Source organism: Blastococcus sp. HT6-4 (assembly GCF_039679125.1).
Classification (GTDB): Bacteria; Actinomycetota; Actinomycetes; order Mycobacteriales; family Geodermatophilaceae; genus Blastococcus; species Blastococcus montanus.
The window spans coordinates 3,672,021-3,688,435 of record NZ_CP155551.1 but is presented as its reverse complement, the minus strand read 5'-3'; the positions used below and the strand labels follow the sequence as shown (position 1 = coordinate 3,688,435).

At 74.4% G+C, this 16,415-nt stretch carries 14 protein-coding genes; 9 read left to right on the top strand and 5 right to left on the bottom strand.

Annotated features, from left to right (window positions below; translation table 11 throughout):
- Positions 1–59: 59 nt before the first annotated feature.
- The 3 genes from ABDB74_RS17525 to deoC are packed head-to-tail and all read right to left on the bottom strand — an operon-like array spanning position 60 to position 3,375.
- Positions 60–932 carry an aldehyde dehydrogenase family protein gene (locus ABDB74_RS17525; protein ID WP_346620043.1) on the bottom strand — a complete coding sequence of 291 codons (873 nt, stop codon included), beginning with the start codon at positions 930–932 and terminating at the stop codon, positions 60–62.
- Positions 929–2,374 (bottom strand): aldehyde dehydrogenase family protein, encoded by a 1,446-nt coding sequence (locus tag ABDB74_RS17520; protein ID WP_346620042.1) that lies wholly within the window; start codon positions 2,372–2,374, stop codon positions 929–931. The genes ABDB74_RS17525 and ABDB74_RS17520 overlap by 4 nt, the downstream gene beginning before the upstream one ends.
- A gap of 5 nt (positions 2,375–2,379) precedes the next feature.
- Positions 2,380–3,375: a deoxyribose-phosphate aldolase gene (gene deoC, locus ABDB74_RS17515; protein WP_346620041.1), complete on the bottom strand. Its 996-nt coding sequence runs from the start codon at positions 3,373–3,375 to the stop codon at positions 2,380–2,382.
- Positions 3,376–3,621: 246 nt separating this feature from the next.
- Here deoC and ABDB74_RS17510 point away from each other — a divergent pair, with 246 nt between their 5' ends.
- The 5 genes from ABDB74_RS17510 to ABDB74_RS17490 all read left to right on the top strand — a co-directional run bounded on the left by ABDB74_RS17510 (position 3,622) and on the right by ABDB74_RS17490 (position 7,144).
- Positions 3,622–4,728 (top strand): DUF222 domain-containing protein, encoded by a 1,107-nt coding sequence (locus ABDB74_RS17510; protein ID WP_346620040.1) that lies wholly within the window; start codon positions 3,622–3,624, stop codon positions 4,726–4,728.
- Positions 4,617–5,141: an HNH endonuclease signature motif containing protein gene (locus ABDB74_RS17505; RefSeq protein WP_407062178.1), complete on the top strand. Its 525-nt coding sequence runs from the start codon at positions 4,617–4,619 to the stop codon at positions 5,139–5,141. Before ABDB74_RS17510 ends, ABDB74_RS17505 begins: the two co-directional genes overlap by 112 nt.
- A 64-nt stretch (positions 5,142–5,205) precedes the next feature.
- Entirely contained in the window at positions 5,206–5,829 is a 624-nt protein-coding gene (upp, locus tag ABDB74_RS17500; protein ID WP_346620038.1) for a uracil phosphoribosyltransferase, read from the top strand.
- A gap of 2 nt (positions 5,830–5,831) precedes the next feature.
- Entirely contained in the window at positions 5,832–6,722 is an 891-nt protein-coding gene (locus ABDB74_RS17495; protein WP_346620037.1) for a Gfo/Idh/MocA family oxidoreductase, read from the top strand.
- Positions 6,719–7,144: a DUF805 domain-containing protein gene (locus ABDB74_RS17490; protein WP_346620036.1), complete on the top strand. Its 426-nt coding sequence runs from the start codon at positions 6,719–6,721 to the stop codon at positions 7,142–7,144. The genes ABDB74_RS17495 and ABDB74_RS17490 overlap by 4 nt, the downstream gene beginning before the upstream one ends.
- 23 nt (positions 7,145–7,167) lie before the next feature.
- Here ABDB74_RS17490 and ABDB74_RS17485 read toward each other — a convergent pair whose 3' ends face one another.
- On the bottom strand, positions 7,168–8,808 hold the full coding sequence (locus tag ABDB74_RS17485) for a phospho-sugar mutase (protein WP_346620035.1): 1,641 nt from the start codon (positions 8,806–8,808) through the stop codon (positions 7,168–7,170).
- A gap of 17 nt (positions 8,809–8,825) precedes the next feature.
- Positions 8,826–9,635 (bottom strand): purine-nucleoside phosphorylase, encoded by an 810-nt coding sequence (locus ABDB74_RS17480; protein WP_346620034.1) that lies wholly within the window; start codon positions 9,633–9,635, stop codon positions 8,826–8,828.
- 136 nt (positions 9,636–9,771) lie between these two features.
- Between ABDB74_RS17480 and ABDB74_RS17475 the strand changes: the two genes are divergently transcribed.
- Genes ABDB74_RS17475 through scpA form a run of 4 tightly spaced genes read left to right on the top strand, consistent with a single transcriptional unit; the run spans position 9,772 to position 16,412 of the window.
- Positions 9,772–10,977 carry a glutamate--cysteine ligase gene (locus tag ABDB74_RS17475; protein ID WP_346620033.1) on the top strand — a complete coding sequence of 402 codons (1,206 nt, stop codon included), beginning with the start codon at positions 9,772–9,774 and terminating at the stop codon, positions 10,975–10,977.
- Positions 10,974–12,302: an amidohydrolase gene (locus ABDB74_RS17470; RefSeq protein WP_346620032.1), complete on the top strand. Its 1,329-nt coding sequence runs from the start codon at positions 10,974–10,976 to the stop codon at positions 12,300–12,302. Before ABDB74_RS17475 ends, ABDB74_RS17470 begins: the two co-directional genes overlap by 4 nt.
- The gene (locus ABDB74_RS17465) at positions 12,265–14,208 is read left to right on the top strand and encodes a methylmalonyl-CoA mutase subunit beta (RefSeq protein ID WP_346620031.1); all 1,944 of its coding nucleotides are present in this window, start codon (positions 12,265–12,267) and stop codon (positions 14,206–14,208) included. The genes ABDB74_RS17470 and ABDB74_RS17465 overlap by 38 nt, the downstream gene beginning before the upstream one ends.
- Positions 14,205–16,412: a methylmalonyl-CoA mutase gene (gene scpA / locus ABDB74_RS17460; RefSeq protein ID WP_346620030.1), complete on the top strand. Its 2,208-nt coding sequence runs from the start codon at positions 14,205–14,207 to the stop codon at positions 16,410–16,412. Before ABDB74_RS17465 ends, scpA begins: the two co-directional genes overlap by 4 nt.
- The last annotated feature ends 3 nt before the right edge of the window (positions 16,413–16,415 follow it).

The following is a 16,415-nucleotide window of genomic DNA, read 5'->3' as shown; positions in this document are numbered from 1 at the left end:
CCTGCCCTGCCGGGCAAGCGGCGCACCTCGGGGTGGCGCAGGGCCCCGGCGGGGTGGGATCAGACCCCGATGGGGTGCCAGACCGTCTTCGTCTCCAGGAACGGCGTCATGCGGGACAGGCCGGGGTCGGCGGTCCAGTCGGGCTCGGTGACCGGCGGCCGGACGACGCGCTTGACGGTGCCGGCGGCCTCCCGCTCGAACTCCATCGCCCTGGACGCCGGGGCGCCGGTGAGGTCGATGGCGTCGACGTCCGCGTGCTCGGCCAGCCACGGGCCCAGCTCCTCGGCGTCGCCGGTGAGCAGGTTGACCACACCGCCGGGGACGTCGCTGGTCGCGAGCACCTCGCCGAGGGTGACGGCCGGGATCGGGCGCTCCCGGGAGGTGACGACGACGGCGGTGCAGCCCGTCGCGAGCACCGGGGCGAGCACGCTGACCAGGCCGAGGAGGCTCGACTGCTGCGGCGCGAGGACGGCGACGACGCCGGTCGGCTCGGGCATGGAGAAGTCGAAGTACGGCCCGGCGACGGGGTTGGCCCCACCGAGGACGGCGGCCAGCTTGTCGGTCCAGCCGGCGTACCAGACCCAGCGGTCGACGGCGGCGTCGACGGCGGCCCGCGCCTTGGACGCCGACAGGCCCTCGGCCGTGGCGACCTCCTCGCAGAACTGGACGTGCCGGCCCTCCATCACCTCGGCCACGCGGTAGAGCACCTGGCCGCGGTTGTAGGCGGTCACGCCCGACCACTTCGGGAAGGCTGCGCGCGCGGCGACGACGGCGTCCCTGGCGTCCTTCCGGGAGGCCCAGGAGGCGTTGGCGAGGAAGTGCCCCTTGGCGTCGGTGACCTCGTAGGTGCGCCCGGACTCCGAGCGCGGGAAGGCGCCGTTCACGTACAGCTTGCAGGTCTTGCGGACGGCGAGCCGGTCGTTCCCGATCACTGGTCTGCACCCTCCAGGTACGCGGCCAGGCCGTGCCGGCCGCCCTCGCGCCCGTAGCCGGACTGCTTGTAGCCGCCGAAGGGCGACGTCGGGTCGAACTTGTTGAACGTGTTGGCCCACACCACGCCGGCGCGGAGCTGGTTCGCGATCTTCAGGATCCGCGAGCCCTTCTCCGACCAGATGCCGGCCGAGAGGCCGTAGGTGGTGTTGTTCGCCTTGGCCACCGCCTCGTCGGGCGTGCGGAAGGTGAGCACGGACAGCACCGGGCCGAACACCTCGTCGCGGGCGATCCGGTGGGCGGGGGAGACGTCGGTGAAGACCGTCGGCGGGAACCAGTAGCCGCGGTCGGGCAGCTCGCAGGCCGGCTGCCAGCGCTGCGCGCCCTCGGCCTCGCCGATGTCGGAGAGCTCGCGGATGCGGGCGAGCTGCTCGGCGCTGTTGATCGCCCCGATGTCGGTGTTCTTGTCCAGCGGGTCGCCGACGCGCAAGGTGCCGATGCGGCGCTGCAGCGAGGCGATGACCTCGTCGTGGATCGACTCCTGCACCAGCAGCCGGCTGCCCGCGCAGCAGACGTGGCCCTGGTTGAAGAAGATGCCCTGCACGATGCCCTCGACGGCCTGGTCGATCGGGGCGTCGTCGAAGACGATGTTGGCCGCCTTGCCGCCGAGCTCCAGGGTCAGCTTCTTCCGGGTGCCGGCCACCGTGCGGGCGATCTGGCGGCCGACGTCGGTGGAGCCGGTGAACGCCACCTTGTCGACGTCGTCGTGCTCGACGACCGCGCGGCCGGTGTCGCCGGCGCCGGTCACGATGTTCACCACGCCGGGCGGCAGGTCGGCCTGGCGGCAGACCTCCGCGAACAGCAGCGCGGTCAGCGGGGTGGTCTCGGCCGGCTTGAGGACGACGGTGTTGCCGGTGGCCAGGGCGGGGGCGACCTTCCACGCGAGCATGAGCAGCGGGAAGTTCCACGGGATGACCTGGCCGGCCACGCCGAGCGGCTTGGGCCCGGGCCCGAGGCCCGCCCAGTCCAGCTTGTCGGCCCAGCCGGCGTGGTAGAAGAAGTGCGCCGCGGCGAGGGGGACGTCGACGTCGCGGGACTCCCGGATCGGCTTGCCGTTGTCCAGCGACTCCAGCACGGCGAACTCGCGGGCGCGCTCCTGCAGCAGCCGCGCGATGCGGAACAGGTACTTGCCGCGGTCGGCGGGGCGCATGGGCCCCCAGGTCTTCTCGAACGCCTTGCGGGCGGCGCGCACCGCGCGGTCGACGTCGGCGGTGGTGCCGGTGGCGACCTCGGTGAGCACCTCCTCGGTGGCCGGGTTCACCGTCGTCATTGGCTCACCGGAGCCGTCGACGAACTCGCCGTCGACGAAGAGCCCGTAGGACGGCGCGATGTCGACGATGGACCGCGACTCGGGCGCGGGGGCGTACTCGAAAACGCTGGTCATCGCTGTCAGTCCACCGTGACGTAGTCGGGGCCGGAGTAGTGGCCGGTGCGCAGCTTCTGCCGCTGCAGGAGCAGGTCGTTGAGCAGGCTGGAGGCGCCGAAGCGGAACCAGTCGGGGTCCAGCCAGTCCGGGCCGGCGGTCTCGTTGATCAGCACCAGGTGCTTGATCGCGTCCTTGGTCGTCCGGATCCCGCCGGCCGGCTTGAAGCCCACCTGGCGGCCGGTGGCGGCGCGGAAGTCGCGCGCGGCCTCCAGCATCACCAGGGAGACCGGCAGCGTCGCGGCGGGGGACACCTTGCCGGTGGAGGTCTTGATGAAGTCGCCCCCGGCCAGCATCGCGATCCAGCTGGCGCGGCGGACGTTGTCGAGGGTGACCAGCTCACCGGTCTCCAGGATGACCTTGAGGTGGGCCTCCCCGCAGGTCTCCTTCACCGCCACGATCTCCTCGTAGACGTCGAGGTAGCGGCCGGCCAGGAAGGCGCCCCGGTCGATGACCATGTCGATCTCGTCGGCGCCGTTCTCGACGGCGTCCCGGACGTCGGCGAGCTTCACCGCGCGGCTCGCGCGGCCGCTGGGGAAGGCGGTCGCGACGGCGGCGACGTGGATGCCGCTGTCGCCGAGCGCCTCGCGCGCGACGCCGGCGAGGTCGCCGTAGACGCAGACCGCGGCGACCCGCGGCGTCGTCGGGTCGGACGGGTCGGGCTGCCGGGCCTTCGCGGCCAGGCTGCGCACCTTGCCGGGGGTGTCGGCGCCCTCCAGGGTCGTGAGGTCGACCATCGAGATGGCGGTGTCGATGGCCCAGGCCTTCGACGTCGTCTTGATCGACCGGGTGCCCAGCTGCGCCACCCGCGCCTCGGCACCCACCTGGTCCACGCCGGGGAGGCCGTGCAGGAAGGTGCGGAGGGAGGCGCCCGAGCGCGTGACGTCGTCGTACGGGGCCAGCGGCGCGCGCACCGCGGGGGTCGCCCCGGAGAGCGCGTCGGGGTCGATGACGTGGGTCATGCCGACCATTCTCCCCTGCGGTGCGCCGATGCCCGACACTGCTCACCCGCGGGGGCGGCTCCCCGTGCGCGCCGCCCCGCCGTTCCACCCCGGCGTTCCCGCGGGAACGTCTCCCGCTGCACGTCCGCGCGGGGCGCGACGATGCCGCGACGTCGTCTCGGGCTTTCCCGCGGGAACGTCCTGTGCACCGTGCGGAACTGTCAGCCGGCCCCGCTAGCTCTCGAACATCATTCGAACGAGTCCGTCGTGGCGGAGAGGTCCCTGCCGGAGCTGGCACGCGAGATCACGTCCGGCGCGGTGCGGATCGCCGCCGCCACGGCGGCCTGGCTGCGGCTGATCGCGGAGTTCGACCGCCGGGGTGGGTGGCAGGGGATCGGCATCGCCTCGTGCGCCCACTGCCTGGCCTGGCAGTGCGGGATGAGCCCGGGCACCGCCCGCGAGCACGTCCGGGTGGCCCGGGCGCTCACCGGGCTGCCGCTGCTGGCCGCCGCGTTCGCCGAGGGGCGGCTGTCCTGCTCCAAGGTCCGGGCGCTGACCCGGATCGCGGAGCCGGGCACCGAGCAGGCGCTGCTGGAGCTGGCGATCGAGGCGACGGCGTCCCAGACCGAGCGGCTGGTGCGCTCCTGGCGGCGGGCCGAGCCGGCGGATCCGGGCACCGTGGCGCTGAAACGGCAATTCCAGCACTGGTGGGACGACGACGGCATGCTCGTCATCCGGATGCGCATGGACGCCGAGGAGGGCGCGCAGTTCCTCACGGCGGTCGAGTCGATCGCCGAACGCGAGGTCCGGCGCGACCGTGCCGCAGCCAGGCGGGTGGCTGCCGACCCACAGGCGCCGACCGGGCCGGACGAGCTCGAGCGGGACGAGGTCGCGTGCGCCCGGGAGCGCACAGCCGCCCGGCGCTGCGCGGCGGTCGCCCGGCTCGCCGGAGCGGCCCACCACCTCGACCGCCGACCGGGTGACCCGCCCCGCCGTGAGGTGGTCGTGCACGTCGACGCCGACGTGCTCGCCGACGACACGGCAGCCGGGCAGGCCTACCTCGACGGCGGCCCCGCCCTGCACCCCGCCCAGGTCCGGCGGATGCTCGCGAGGCGACCGTCGTCACGATGCTGGAGCGCGGCCGTGAGGTGCTCGGCGTCGGGCGCCGGCGCCGGCGCGCCACCTCGGCCCAGCGTCGCGCCCTGCTCCGGCGGGACGGTGGCTGCGCCCGTCCCGGCTGCACCGAGACCCGGATCGAGCGGCTGCACGCGCACCACCTGCGGCACTGGCTGTTGGGCGGCGGCACCGACGTGGACAACCTGGTGCTCCTGTGCGACGTCGACCACGGACTGGTGCACGAGCTGGACCTGGTGATGACCCGGCGGAACGGCCGGCTGGTCGTCGTCGCCCCGGACGGCCGGCGCGTGTGGGGCGCCGCCGACGCGGCCTTCGCCGCCGGCCTCGACGGCATCACCGATCGCGGCGACGCTCAGCGGGTCGCCTTCAGCGGTGTCCAGCCGATCGACGAGCTCGCCGGGCGTCGTCCGGTCGCGCCGTCGTCCGGTGGCGTGGCGGGACTGCATGGCCGGGCCGCGGGGGAGGGGTCGACGGGCGATCGGCTGACCGCGGTGCTGTTCCCCGACGGACCACCCCGGCTGCTCGACGCCATGCACGTCAACGGTGAGCGCATGGACCTGGCCTACGCGGTGGGCGTGCTGATGGGGAACCGCGATCTGCGGCGTCGCCTGGAGGCCGAGGCGAGGGGAGACGTGCCCGTCGCCGCCTGAGCGGTCGGCCTGCGGCCGGGCGGCGGCGAGCCGCGCGCGCGGCACGGCCGCTACCGTGCTGCCCGTGCAGCTCACCGTCGTCGACCACCCGTTGGCCCGTGCCCGCCTCACCCGCATGCGGGACGAGCGCACGGACAACGCCATGTTCCGGGCCGCCCTGCGCGAGCTCACCCAGATGCTGGTCTACGAGGCCACCCGCGACCTGGCGATCGCCGAGGAGCAGATCAGGACGCCGGTCACGGCCACGACGGGCTACCGGCTGGCCGCGCCGCCGCTGATCGTGCCGGTGCTCCGGGCCGGTCTCGGCATGGCCGACACCGCGCACGGGATGCTGCCGGAGTCGCAGATGGGCTTCGTCGGGCTCGCCCGCAACGAGGAGACCTTCCAGCCCGAGGCCTACATGGCCTCCTTGCCGGAGTCGCTGGTCGGCCGCGACGTCTTCGTCCTGGACCCGATGCTGGCCACCGGCGGCTCGCTGGTGCACTGCTGCCGGCTGCTCACCGACCGGGGCACCACGTCGATCACGGTGCTCTGCGCCCTCGCCGCGCCGGACGGCATCCGGCGGCTGGAGGAGAGCGGCCTGCCGCTGCGAGTGTTCACCGCGAGCATCGACGAGGGGCTCGACGACAAGGCCTACATCGTCCCGGGGCTGGGCGACGCCGGCGACCGCCAGTTCGGCGCGGTCTGATCATGCGCTTCGGCGTCCTGGGCACCGGTTTCTGGGCCAAGGAGATCCACGCGGCGGCGCTGGCGGCGCATCCCACCGCGGAACTGGTCGGCGTGTGGGGCCGGGATCTCGCGAAGGCGAAGGCGGTCGGTGCGGAGTTCGACGTGCCGGGGTTCACCGACGTCGACGAGCTGCTGGGCCAGGTCGACGCCGTCACGATCGCGCTGCCGCCGGACGTGCAGGCGCCGCTGGCCGAGCGCGCCGCCGCGGCGGGCAAGCACCTGCTGCTGGAGAAACCGATCGCGCTCGACGTGGCGGGCGCCGACCGGGTGGTCGCCGCTGTCCGGGACGCCGGCGTCGCGTCGGTCGTGTTCTTCACCTTCCGGTTCCGCCCGGCGACGGCGACCTGGCTCGAGCAGGTGGCCCGGACGACCGTGGCCGGCGGGCACGGGTCCTGGCTGTCGTCGCTCGCGGGCTCGCCGTTCGACGCCTCGCCCTGGCGCAAGGAGCAGGGCGCGCTGTGGGACATCGGCCCGCACGCCCTCTCGCTGCTCGTGCCCGCGCTCGGGCCGGTCGTCGCCGTGCAGGCGGGTGCCGGGCTCGGCGACACCGTCCACCTGGTGCTCACGCACGAGTCGGGTGTGGCGTCGACGGTCACGCTGTCGCACACCGTGGCGCCGATGTCGGTGGGCAACGAGTTCTTCGTCCACGGGGACGCCGGGCGGCTGGTGCTGCTGCCGGAGGACCGGGTGGCGCCGGAGGCCTTCGCGGTGGCGGTCGACGAGCTGATGCAGGCCGCGGTCGCCGGCGGCATCCACCCGTGCGACGTCGGCTTCGGGCGGGACGTCGTCGCCGTCCTGGCCGCGGCGGCGCGGGCGCTGGACTCCGGCTGCCGGGAGCCGGTCGGCGGATGACCACCGCCGCGCCGGAGCAGCGGTCGTGGACACCGGTGGACTGGTACCTGCCCACCGGGCGGATCCGGCGGCGGGACTGGTGGCTGCGCTACGTGCTGGTGTTCGCCGTGCTCGGGGTGGTCGCCACCTCGATCGACGCGACCTGGTTCCCCGACAGCTACCCCCGCATCAGCCGCGATGAGGGGTTCGACCTGCTCTGGCCGTTCCCGGACCAGGGCGGACCGGTGACGGCGATCTCGGCGCTGGTGCTCCTCGTGCCGAACGTCGCCGCGATGGTCACCCGGCTGCACGACCGGGACCACTCCGCCTGGTGGCTGCTGTGGCACCTGGTGCCCGGCATCGGCTGGCTGGTCCTGCTGGTGACCGTCGGCTTCCTCGGCACCCAGCCGGGGCCGAACCGGTACGGCCCGCCGCCGCGCTGAGCGAGGGCGCGGCGGAGGCGGGGCTACAGCCCCAGGGCCGCCGACATCTCGGCGCGGAGCTGGTCCAGCTCGTCGGCGCCCCGCCCGCGCGCGGCGATCAGGCCGGCGTCCTCGTGCACCGGGACGACCGTCTCCAGGTAGGCCTTGAGCTTCGGCTCGGTACCGCTGGGCCGCACGATCACCCGCACCCCCTCGCCGAGCAGCCGCACCGCGTCGACCGGGGGGTCCTCGAGCGCGAGGTCGGTGGACTCCACGGGTCGTCCCAGCAGCGCGGCCGGCGGCTGCGCGCGCAGCCGGGCCATGGCGTCGGCGATGAGCGAGAGGTCCTCGACCCGCGCCGAGAGCTGCCCGGTGACGAAGAGGCCGTGCTCGTCGGCCAGCTCGTCCAGCCGGTCGAGCACCGTCCGGCCGGCTGCCTCGAGCTCGGCGGCCATGAGCGCCACGGCCAGCGCGGCGGAGATGCCGTCCTTGTCCCGGACGACCGACGGCGCCACCGAGTAGCCCAGCGCCTCCTCGTAGCCGTACACCAGCGGCGCCGAGTCCGAGCCCGCGCGCATGATCCACTTGAACCCGGTCGGCGTCTCCTCCGACGGGGCGCCGTGGGCCTCGGCGATCACGTGCATGAGCGAGCCGCTCACCAGCGACGACGCGTACGTCCCGCGCACCCCCCGGCGGAGCAGCCAGTCGGCCAGCAGCGCGCCCACCTCGTCGCCGGTCAGCTGCCGGCCGCCGCAGACCACCGAGCACCGGTCGGCGTCGGGGTCCTCGGCGATCGCGACGTCCGCGCCGACCCGCTCGGCCAGGGCGAGCAGCAGGTCGACGGCGCCGGGCTCCTCCGGGTTGGGGAAGGCCACGGTCGGGAAGGCCGGGTCGGGAGCGTCCTGCTCCGGCACGCTCACCGGCTCGGCCAGCCCTGCCGCGGCGAACACCGCACGCGTCGTCCCGGCACCCACCCCGTGCATCGCCGTGTACGCCACGGTCAGCGCCGACCGCGCCGACGCCGGCACCCGCCCAGGATCCACGGCCGCCACCACGGCGTCCACGTAGTCGGACTCGATGTCGTCGCCCAGGGTCAGCCAGTCGTCGGACCGGAGGACCTCGCTCGCCGGCCCCACCGCGGCGATGGCGGCCTCGATCTCCCGGTCGGCCGGTGGCACCAGCTGCGCGCCGTCGCCCAGGTACACCTTGTAGCCGTTGTCGTCGGGCGGGTTGTGGCTGGCGGTCACCATGATCCCGGCGGCGCACCCCAGGTGGCGGACGGCGAAGGCGAGCACCGGTGTCGGCAGCGGTCGCGGCATCACCTGGACGGCGAAGCCTGCCCCGGCCAGCACCTCGGCGGAGACGCGGGCGAACTCGTCCGACCGGCGGCGTGCGTCGAACCCGATCACCACGCCGGCACCGGCGTGCCCCCCGGCCGACAGCCACCCGGCCAGCCCCGCGGCCGCCCGCGTGACGACGGCGGCGTTCATCCCCGCCGGCCCCGCTCGCAGGGGCCCGCGCAGCCCCGCCGTCCCGAAGGTGAGCGGCCCGGCGAACCGGCGGGCGAGCTCGGTGGTGTTCCCCGACTCGATCAGGGCTTCGATCTCCGTCCGGTCACCCTCGTGCGGGTCGGCGTCGGCCCAGGCACGGGCCGTGCTGAGCAGGTCGCCGGCCGGCTCGCTCACGGCAGCCCCCTGTCCGCTCACGGCAGCCGCCCGATGAACTCGACCAGGAACTCCCCGAGGCGCCCGGCGGCCTCCCTGCCCGCCGCGAGCACCTCCGCGTGGTCCAGCTTCTCCCCGGTGATCCCGGCCGCCGCGTTGGTGACCATCGACAAGCCGAACACCTCGGCGCCGGCCGCCCGGGCCGCGATCGCCTCCAGGGCCGTCGACATGCCCACGAGGTCGGCGCCCAGGGTGCGCAGCATCCGGATCTCGGCCGGCGTCTCGTAGTGCGGGCCGGGCAGTTGCGCGTAGACGCCCTCGGCCAGCGACGGGTCGAGCTCGTGTGCCAGCTCGCGCAGCCGCGCGGAGTACAGGTCGGTCAGGTCGACGAACGTCGCGCCGACCAGCGGCGAGCGGGCGGTCAGGTTCAGGTGGTCGGAGATGACCACCGCCTGGCCCACGCGGTGGTCGGGAGCCAGCCCACCGGCGGCGTTGGTGAGGATCACCGTCCTCGCGCCGGCGGCGGCCGCGGTCCGCACCCCGTGCACGACCGGCTCCACACCGCGGCCCTCGTAGAAGTGGGTCCGGCCGAGGAAGAGGAGCACGGAACGGTCGCCCACGCGCACCGAGCGGACCTCGCCCCCGTGGCCGACCGCCGTCGGGGCGGCGAAGCCCGGCAGGTCGCCGATCGCCACGGACCCGGCCGGCTCGCCGAAGGCGTCGGCGGCGGGTGCCCAGCCGGACCCCATGACGACGGCGACGTCGTGCGGCCCGCCGAGCGCGGCGGTCAGGGTCTGCGCGGCCTGCTCGGACAGGACGGTGGGGTCGGTTCGGGGGAGCTCGCTCACGCGGGGACGCTAGCGCAGCCGGGCGACGGAGGTGGCGCCACCGGCGCCGGGCCATCCGCGGTCGCCGGTCCGCCTGGACGGGTGATCTCGTCCGGCCGCCGGGTGGGGAGCGGTCATCGTCCCTAGACTTCCGGAGGTGGAGATCCCTTTCCGTAGCTCGGAGCGCGCCAGCCTCGGCGTGGAGTGGGAGCTGCAGCTCGTCGACCGGGGGACCCGGGAGCTGTCGTCCGGCGCCGTCGAGATCCTCGAGTCGATGCGTCCCGAGGGCGCCGACGAGCACCCCAAGGCCAAGCACGAGCTGCTGCAGTCGACGATCGAGATCATCACCGGCATCTGCACCACGGTGAGCGAGGCCAAGGCCGACCTCGCCGGCACGCTCGCCGACGTCGTCGCCCGGGCCGAGCAGCGGGGGCTCGGGGTGCTGTGCGCCGGCACGCACCCGTTCACCGACTGGCAGACCCAGGAGATCTCGCCCAAGGACCGCTACCGCGAGCTGGTCGATCGCATGCAGTGGCTGGCCCGGCGCATGCAGATCTTCGGCGTCCACGTGCACGTCGGCGTCCGGGCACCGGAGAAGGTCATCCCGATCGTCAACGCGCTGTGCCAGTACGTGCCGCACTTCCTGGCGCTGTCGTCGTCCTCGCCGTTCTGGGTCGGCTGCGACACCGGCCTGGCCTCGGCCCGCACCAAGATCTTCGAGGGCATGCCCACGGCCGGGCTGCCCTTCCAGCTCACCGACTGGGACGAGTTCGAGGAGTACATGGAGACGCTGATCTCGACCAAGAGCATCGAGAGCGTGCGGGAGGTCTGGTGGGACATCCGCCCGCACCCCGACTTCGGCACCGTCGAGCTGCGCATCTGCGACGGCCTGCCCACCCTGGACGAGATCGGCGGGGTCGCCGCCCTCGCGCAGTGCATGGTGGAGCAGTTCGACACCCAGCTCGACCGCGGCTACACCCTGCCCCGTCCCGAGGAGTGGGTGGTCCGGGAGAACAAGTGGCGGGCGGCCCGCTACGGGCTGGACGCCGAGATCATCGTCGACGAGCACTTCGCCGTCCGCCCCGTCCGGGAGGCGATCGCGGAGCTGGTCGACGAGCTCATGCCGACCGCCAGGCGCCTGCACTGCGAGGAGGAGCTGTCCGACGTGCTGCGCATCCTGGAGGTCGGCGCGTCCTACCAGCGGCAGCGGGCCGTGGCCCTGCAGCACGACGGCGAGCTCGGCCCGGTCGTGGACAGCCTGCTCGCCGAGCTGCGGGACGGCCTGCCGGAACGCGGCCCGGCCGGGCGGCCCGACGGCCCGGTCCCCGGCCCGGCCGAGTGCGCAGGAGGCCACGCGGCATGACCCCGGTCGTCGAGAAGCTGGCCTCGGCGGTCGACGAGTGGGTCGCCGCCAACGGATCCGCGCTGTCGGCCACGCGGCGGCACCTGCACGCCCATCCCGAGCTCGGCTACGCGGAGTTCGAGACGACCTCCTTCCTCGAGGAGCGGCTCCGCCACCACGGGCTCACGCCCCGCCGGCTGCCCACCGGTACCGGGCTCACCGTCGACGTCGGGGCGGGCGGGGGACCGATCGTCGTGCTGCGGGCCGACATCGACGCGCTGCCCCTCACGGACCTCAAGGACGTCCCGTACGCCTCCACCCGGGAGGGCCTGGCCCACGCCTGCGGGCACGACGTGCACACCACGGTGGTGCTCGGCGTGGCCGTCGCGCTCGCCTCGCTGGACGGGTTGCCCGGCACGGTCCGCTGCGTCTTCCAGCCCGCGGAGGAGACGGTGCCCGGCGGCGCGACGGAGGTGGTCGCCTCCGGCGTCCTCGACGGGGCGTCCCGGGCGTTCGCGCTGCACTGCGACCCCTCACTCGCGGCAGGGAAGGTCGGGTTGCGCACCGGCGCCATCACCGCGGCCTGCGACCGGATGGACGTCACGCTCACCGGACCCGGCGGGCACACCGCCCGCCCGCAGCTGACCGTCGACCTGGTCGACGCGCTGGGACGGCTGATCACCGACCTCCCGGGCCTGCTGTCGCGGCAGGTCGATCCGCGCGCGGGGATGTCGGTCGTGTGGGGCGCGGTGAACGCCGGCGTGGCCGCGAACGCCATCCCGCAGCGCGGCACCCTGCGCGGGACCGTGCGGGTGCTCGACCGGGATGCCTGGCGGGACGCCGAGGACCTGCTGCGCTCGCTGGTCGAGCGGGTGGTGGCGACCACGGGCGCCGAGGTCGGCGTCGACTACATCCGGGGCGTGCCCCCGGTGGTCAACGACCCGCGCGCCGTGGCCCTGCTGCGGTCGGCGGCGCTGGACGCCGTGGGGGGCGACAACCTCGTCCTCTCCCCGCAGAGCATGGGCGGTGAGGACTTCGGCTGGTTCGCCGAGGTCATGCCGATCGCGCTGGCCCGTCTGGGTACCCACGGCGGCGGCGCTCCCCTCGACCTGCACCGCGGCACCTTCGACATCGACGAGCGCGCCATCGGGGTCGGTGTCCGCCTGCTGGCGCGCACCGCGCTGCTGGCCCTGGAGGCCGACGCCGAGCCGCCGCTGAGCAGCCCGCCCCCACCCCCTCGCACGCGCCGGCCGGCGCCCGGAGACACTTCTGCCCGACGAGCCGTGGACGAGAGGCGGGGACCCGACGATGAGTTCCACCGACCAGCAGGCCCCAGCGGCGGCTGACGCCGACGTGCCGGCCGAGCACGAGGTCCCCGAGGACCTCTCGCTCGCCGGCGAGTTCGACCCCGTGACCCGCGACGAGTGGCGCGCCCTCGTCGCGGGAGTGCTCCGCAAGGCCGGCCGCGAGAACCTGCCCGACCCGGTCGAGGACGCGCTGCGCCGCCCGGTCGCACCCGGGGTCACCGTCGCGCCGCTCTACACGGCCGAGGACGCCGGCGACCTCCCGGTCGGGGTCGGCGTCCCCGGCGTGCCCCCGTTCGTGCGCGGTGCCCGCCCCGCCGGCGGCCCGGCCGGCTCGGCCGAAGTGACCGCGTCCGGGGGCGCCGAGGGCGGTGCGTCCGGCGGGTGGGACATCCGGCAGCGGCACGCGCACCCCGACGTCGCCGTCACCAGGGAGGCCATCGCCGTCGACCTGGAGAACGGCGTCACCTCGCTGTGGCTGGTGCTCGGCGAGGGCGCGATCCCCGTCGACTCCCTCGGTGACGTGCTCGCCGACGTCTACCTCGACCTCGCGCCCGTGACCGTGCAGGGCGTGGGGGCGGGCGGGGGAGTCGGAGCGGCCGAGGCGTTCCTCGACCTGGTCGAGGGCCGCACCGACCTCGCGTCCGGCGGCTCCCTCGGGCTCGACCCGCTGGGCGTGGCGGCGGCCTCGGGGGAGCGGCAGGACCTCTCCGGCCTCGCCGGGGTCGCCCGCCGCGCCGCGGCGCACCCCGGCCTGCGGACCGTCGTCGTCGACGGGACCGTCTTCCACGACGCCGGGGCGTCGGTGGTCGAGGAGCTCGGCTGCTCGCTGGCGGCCGGGGTGGCCTATCTGCGCGCGCTCACCGACGGCGGGTTGACCGTCGACGAGGCCGTCGCCGCGCTGGAGTTCCGCTACTCGGCGAGCGCCGACCAGTTCACGACGATCGCCGCGCTGCGCGCCGCCCGCCGGCTGTGGGACCGGGTCGGTGAGGTCAGCGGTGCGGCGCCGGAGGTGCGGGCCCAGCGCCAGCACGCCGTCACCTCGTCGGTGATGACGACGAAGCGCGACCCCTGGGTCAACATGCTGCGGACGACCGTGGCCTGCTTCGCCGCCGGTGTCGGCGGCGCGGACACCGTCACGGTGCAGCCGTTCGACGCCGCGCTGGGCCTGCCCGACTCCTTCTCCCGCCGGATCGCCCGCAACACCCAGAACCTGCTGGTGGAGGAGGGGCACCTGGCCCGCGTCCTCGACCCGGCGGGCGGCTCCTGGTACGTCGAGTCGCTCACCGACTCCCTCGCGCGGGCCGCCTGGGACTGGTTCACCGAGATCGAGCGGGCCGGTGGGCTGCCGGCGGCGCTGGCATCGGGCCTGGTGCGCGACCGGATCGCGCAGGCGTGGGACGCCCGCGCCGAGCGGCTGGCCACCCGCGCCGACGCGATCACCGGCGTCAGCGAGTTCCCGAACCTCACCGAGAAGCTGCCCGAGCGCCGGCCCGCCGCCGACGTGCTGCCGGGCGGTGGACTGCCCCGGGTGCGGGCGGCCCAGGAGTTCGAGGCCCTGCGCGACGCCGCCGACGCCGCGGCGACGCGGCCGGCCGTCTACCTGGCCACGATCGGCCCGATCGCCCGGCACACCGCGCGAGCCACCTTCGCCGGCAACCTGTTCCAGGCCGGCGGGCTCGCGACGCCGGCCGGCGACGGTGCCGTCGGTTTCGGTGACGCCGGGACGACGGTGGCCTGCATCTGCGGCACCGACAAGGACTACGCGTCCGACGCCGCCGCGCTCGCCGCGGAGCTCAGGGCCGCCGGCGCCACGCAGGTGTTGCTGGCCGGCAAGCCGGACCTCGCCGTCGACGGCGTCGACGGGTACGTCTTCGCCGGGTGCGACGCCCTCGCGGCGCTGCGCACGGTGCACGCCGAGCTGGGTCTCGAAGGAGTTCAGGCATGAGTGCGATCCCCGACTTCGGTTCCGTCGAGCTGGGCCGCCCCGCGGCCGGGGCCTCGGCCGGCGACTGGGCCAAGGCGTTCGAGGAGGCCACCGGGCGCGGCGTCGAGGAGGCGACCTGGGAGACCCCCGAGGGCATCGCCGTCCCGCCGCTGTACACCCCGGCCGACCTGGCGGACCTCGACTTCCTCGACACCCTGCCCGGGCTGCCGCCGTTCCTGCGCGGCCCCTACCCGACGATGTACACGACGCAGCCGTGGACGGTCCGCCAGTACGCGGGCTTCTCCACCGCCGCGGAGTCCAACGCCTTCTACCGGCGCAACCTCGCCGCCGGCCAGAAGGGCCTGTCGATCGCCTTCGACCTGCCCACCCACCGCGGCTACGACTCCGACCACCCGCGGGTGCCCGGCGACGTCGGCATGGCGGGCGTGGCGATCGACTCGATCCTGGACATGCGGCAGCTGTTCGACGGCATCCCGCTGGACAGGATGTCGGTGTCCATGACGATGAACGGCGCCGTGCTGCCCGTGCTCGCGCTCTACATCGTCGCGGCCGAGGAGCAGGGCGTGGCCCCGGAGCAGCTCACCGGGACCATCCAGAACGACATCCTCAAAGAGTTCATGGTGCGGAACACCTACATCTATCCGCCCAAGCCCTCGATGCAGATCATCAGCGACATCTTCGCGTACACCTCGCAGAAGATGCCGCGGTTCAACTCGATCTCGATCTCCGGCTACCACATCCAGGAGGCGGGGGCGACCGCCGACCTCGAGCTGGCCTACACCCTCGCCGACGGCGTCGAGTACCTGAAGGCCGGCCAGGCCGCCGGGATGGACGTCGACGCCTTCGCACCCCGGCTCTCGTTCTTCTGGGCCATCGGCATGAACTTCTTCATGGAGGTCGCGAAGCTGCGGGCCGGGCGCCTGCTGTGGGCGAAGCTCGTGAAGGAGGCCGGCGCGCAGAACCCGAAGTCGCTGTCGCTGCGCACCCACTCGCAGACCTCCGGCTGGTCGCTGACCGCGCAGGACGTCTACAACAACGTCGTCCGCACCTGCCTGGAGGCGATGGCCGCGACGCAGGGGCACACCCAGTCGCTGCACACCAACGCCCTCGACGAGGCGCTCGCGCTGCCCACCGACTTCTCCGCGCGGATCGCCCGCAACACCCAGCTGCTGCTGCAGCAGGAGTCGGGCACCACGCGCGTCGTCGACCCGTGGGGCGGCTCGGCCTACGTCGAGAAGCTCACCTACGACCTCGCCCGCCGCGCCTGGGCGCACATCCAGGAGGTCGCCGAGCACGGCGGCATGGCCCAGGCGATCGACGACGGCATCCCCAAGCTGCGCATCGAGGAGGCCGCGGCCCGCACCCAGGCCCGGATCGACTCCGGCCGCCAGCCGGTGATCGGCGTGAACAAGTACCGGGTCGACGCCGACGAGGCCATCGACGTGCTCAAGGTCGACAACGCCGACGTGCTCGCCCAGCAGAAGGCCAAGCTCGAGCAGCTGCGCGCCGACCGCGACGGCCGCGCGGTGACCGAGGCGCTGGGCCGGCTCACCGACGCCGCCCGGGCCGCCGCCGAGGGGCGCCGCGGCAACGACCTCGACGCCAACCTGCTGAAGCTCGCCGTCGACGCCGCGCGGGCCAAGGCCTCCGTCGGCGAGATCTCCGACGCGCTGGAGGTCGTCTACGGCCGGCACGCCGGCCAGGTGCGCACCATCTCCGGTGTCTACCGCGACGAGGCAGGAGCATCCGGGCCCATGGAGGAGACCCGTCGGCTGGCCGAGGAGTTCGCCGAGGCCGAGGGCCGGCGCCCCCGCATCCTGGTGGCCAAGATGGGCCAGGACGGGCACGACCGCGGGCAGAAGGTCATCGCCACCGCGTTCGCCGACCTCGGCTTCGACGTCGACGTGGGCCCGCTGTTCCAGACGCCCGACGAGGTCGCCCGGCAGGCGGTCGAGGCCGACGTGCACGTCGTCGGCGTCTCCTCGCTGGCCGCCGGCCACCTCACCCTGGTGCCGGCGCTCCGCGACGCGCTGGCCGGGCTCGGGGCCGACGACGTGCTGATCGTCGTCGGCGGGGTGATCCCGCCCGACGACGTGCCGACGCTCAAGGAGATGGGCGCCGCCGCGGTCTTCCCGCCGGGCACCGTCATCGCCGAGGCGGCCCAGGAGCTGCTGCGCACGCTGTCCGAGCGCCTCGGTCACTGAGCG

What these genes read in the sequence shown, in the direction of transcription:
- ABDB74_RS17520 (WP_346620042.1), bottom strand. Translation starts at nt 2,374, where the DNA reads ATGACCAGCGTTTTCGAGTACGCCCCCGCGCCCGAGTCGCGGTCCATC.
- deoC (WP_346620041.1), bottom strand. Translation starts at nt 3,375, where the DNA reads ATGACCCACGTCATCGACCCCGACGCGCTCTCCGGGGCGACCCCCGCG.
- ABDB74_RS17495 (WP_346620037.1), top strand. Translation starts at nt 5,832, where the DNA reads ATGCGCTTCGGCGTCCTGGGCACCGGTTTCTGGGCCAAGGAGATCCAC.
- ABDB74_RS17490 (WP_346620036.1), top strand. Translation starts at nt 6,719, where the DNA reads ATGACCACCGCCGCGCCGGAGCAGCGGTCGTGGACACCGGTGGACTGG.
- ABDB74_RS17470 (WP_346620032.1), top strand. Translation starts at nt 10,974, where the DNA reads ATGACCCCGGTCGTCGAGAAGCTGGCCTCGGCGGTCGACGAGTGGGTC.
- ABDB74_RS17465 (WP_346620031.1), top strand. Translation starts at nt 12,265, where the DNA reads ATGAGTTCCACCGACCAGCAGGCCCCAGCGGCGGCTGACGCCGACGTG.
- scpA (WP_346620030.1), top strand. Translation starts at nt 14,205, where the DNA reads ATGAGTGCGATCCCCGACTTCGGTTCCGTCGAGCTGGGCCGCCCCGCG.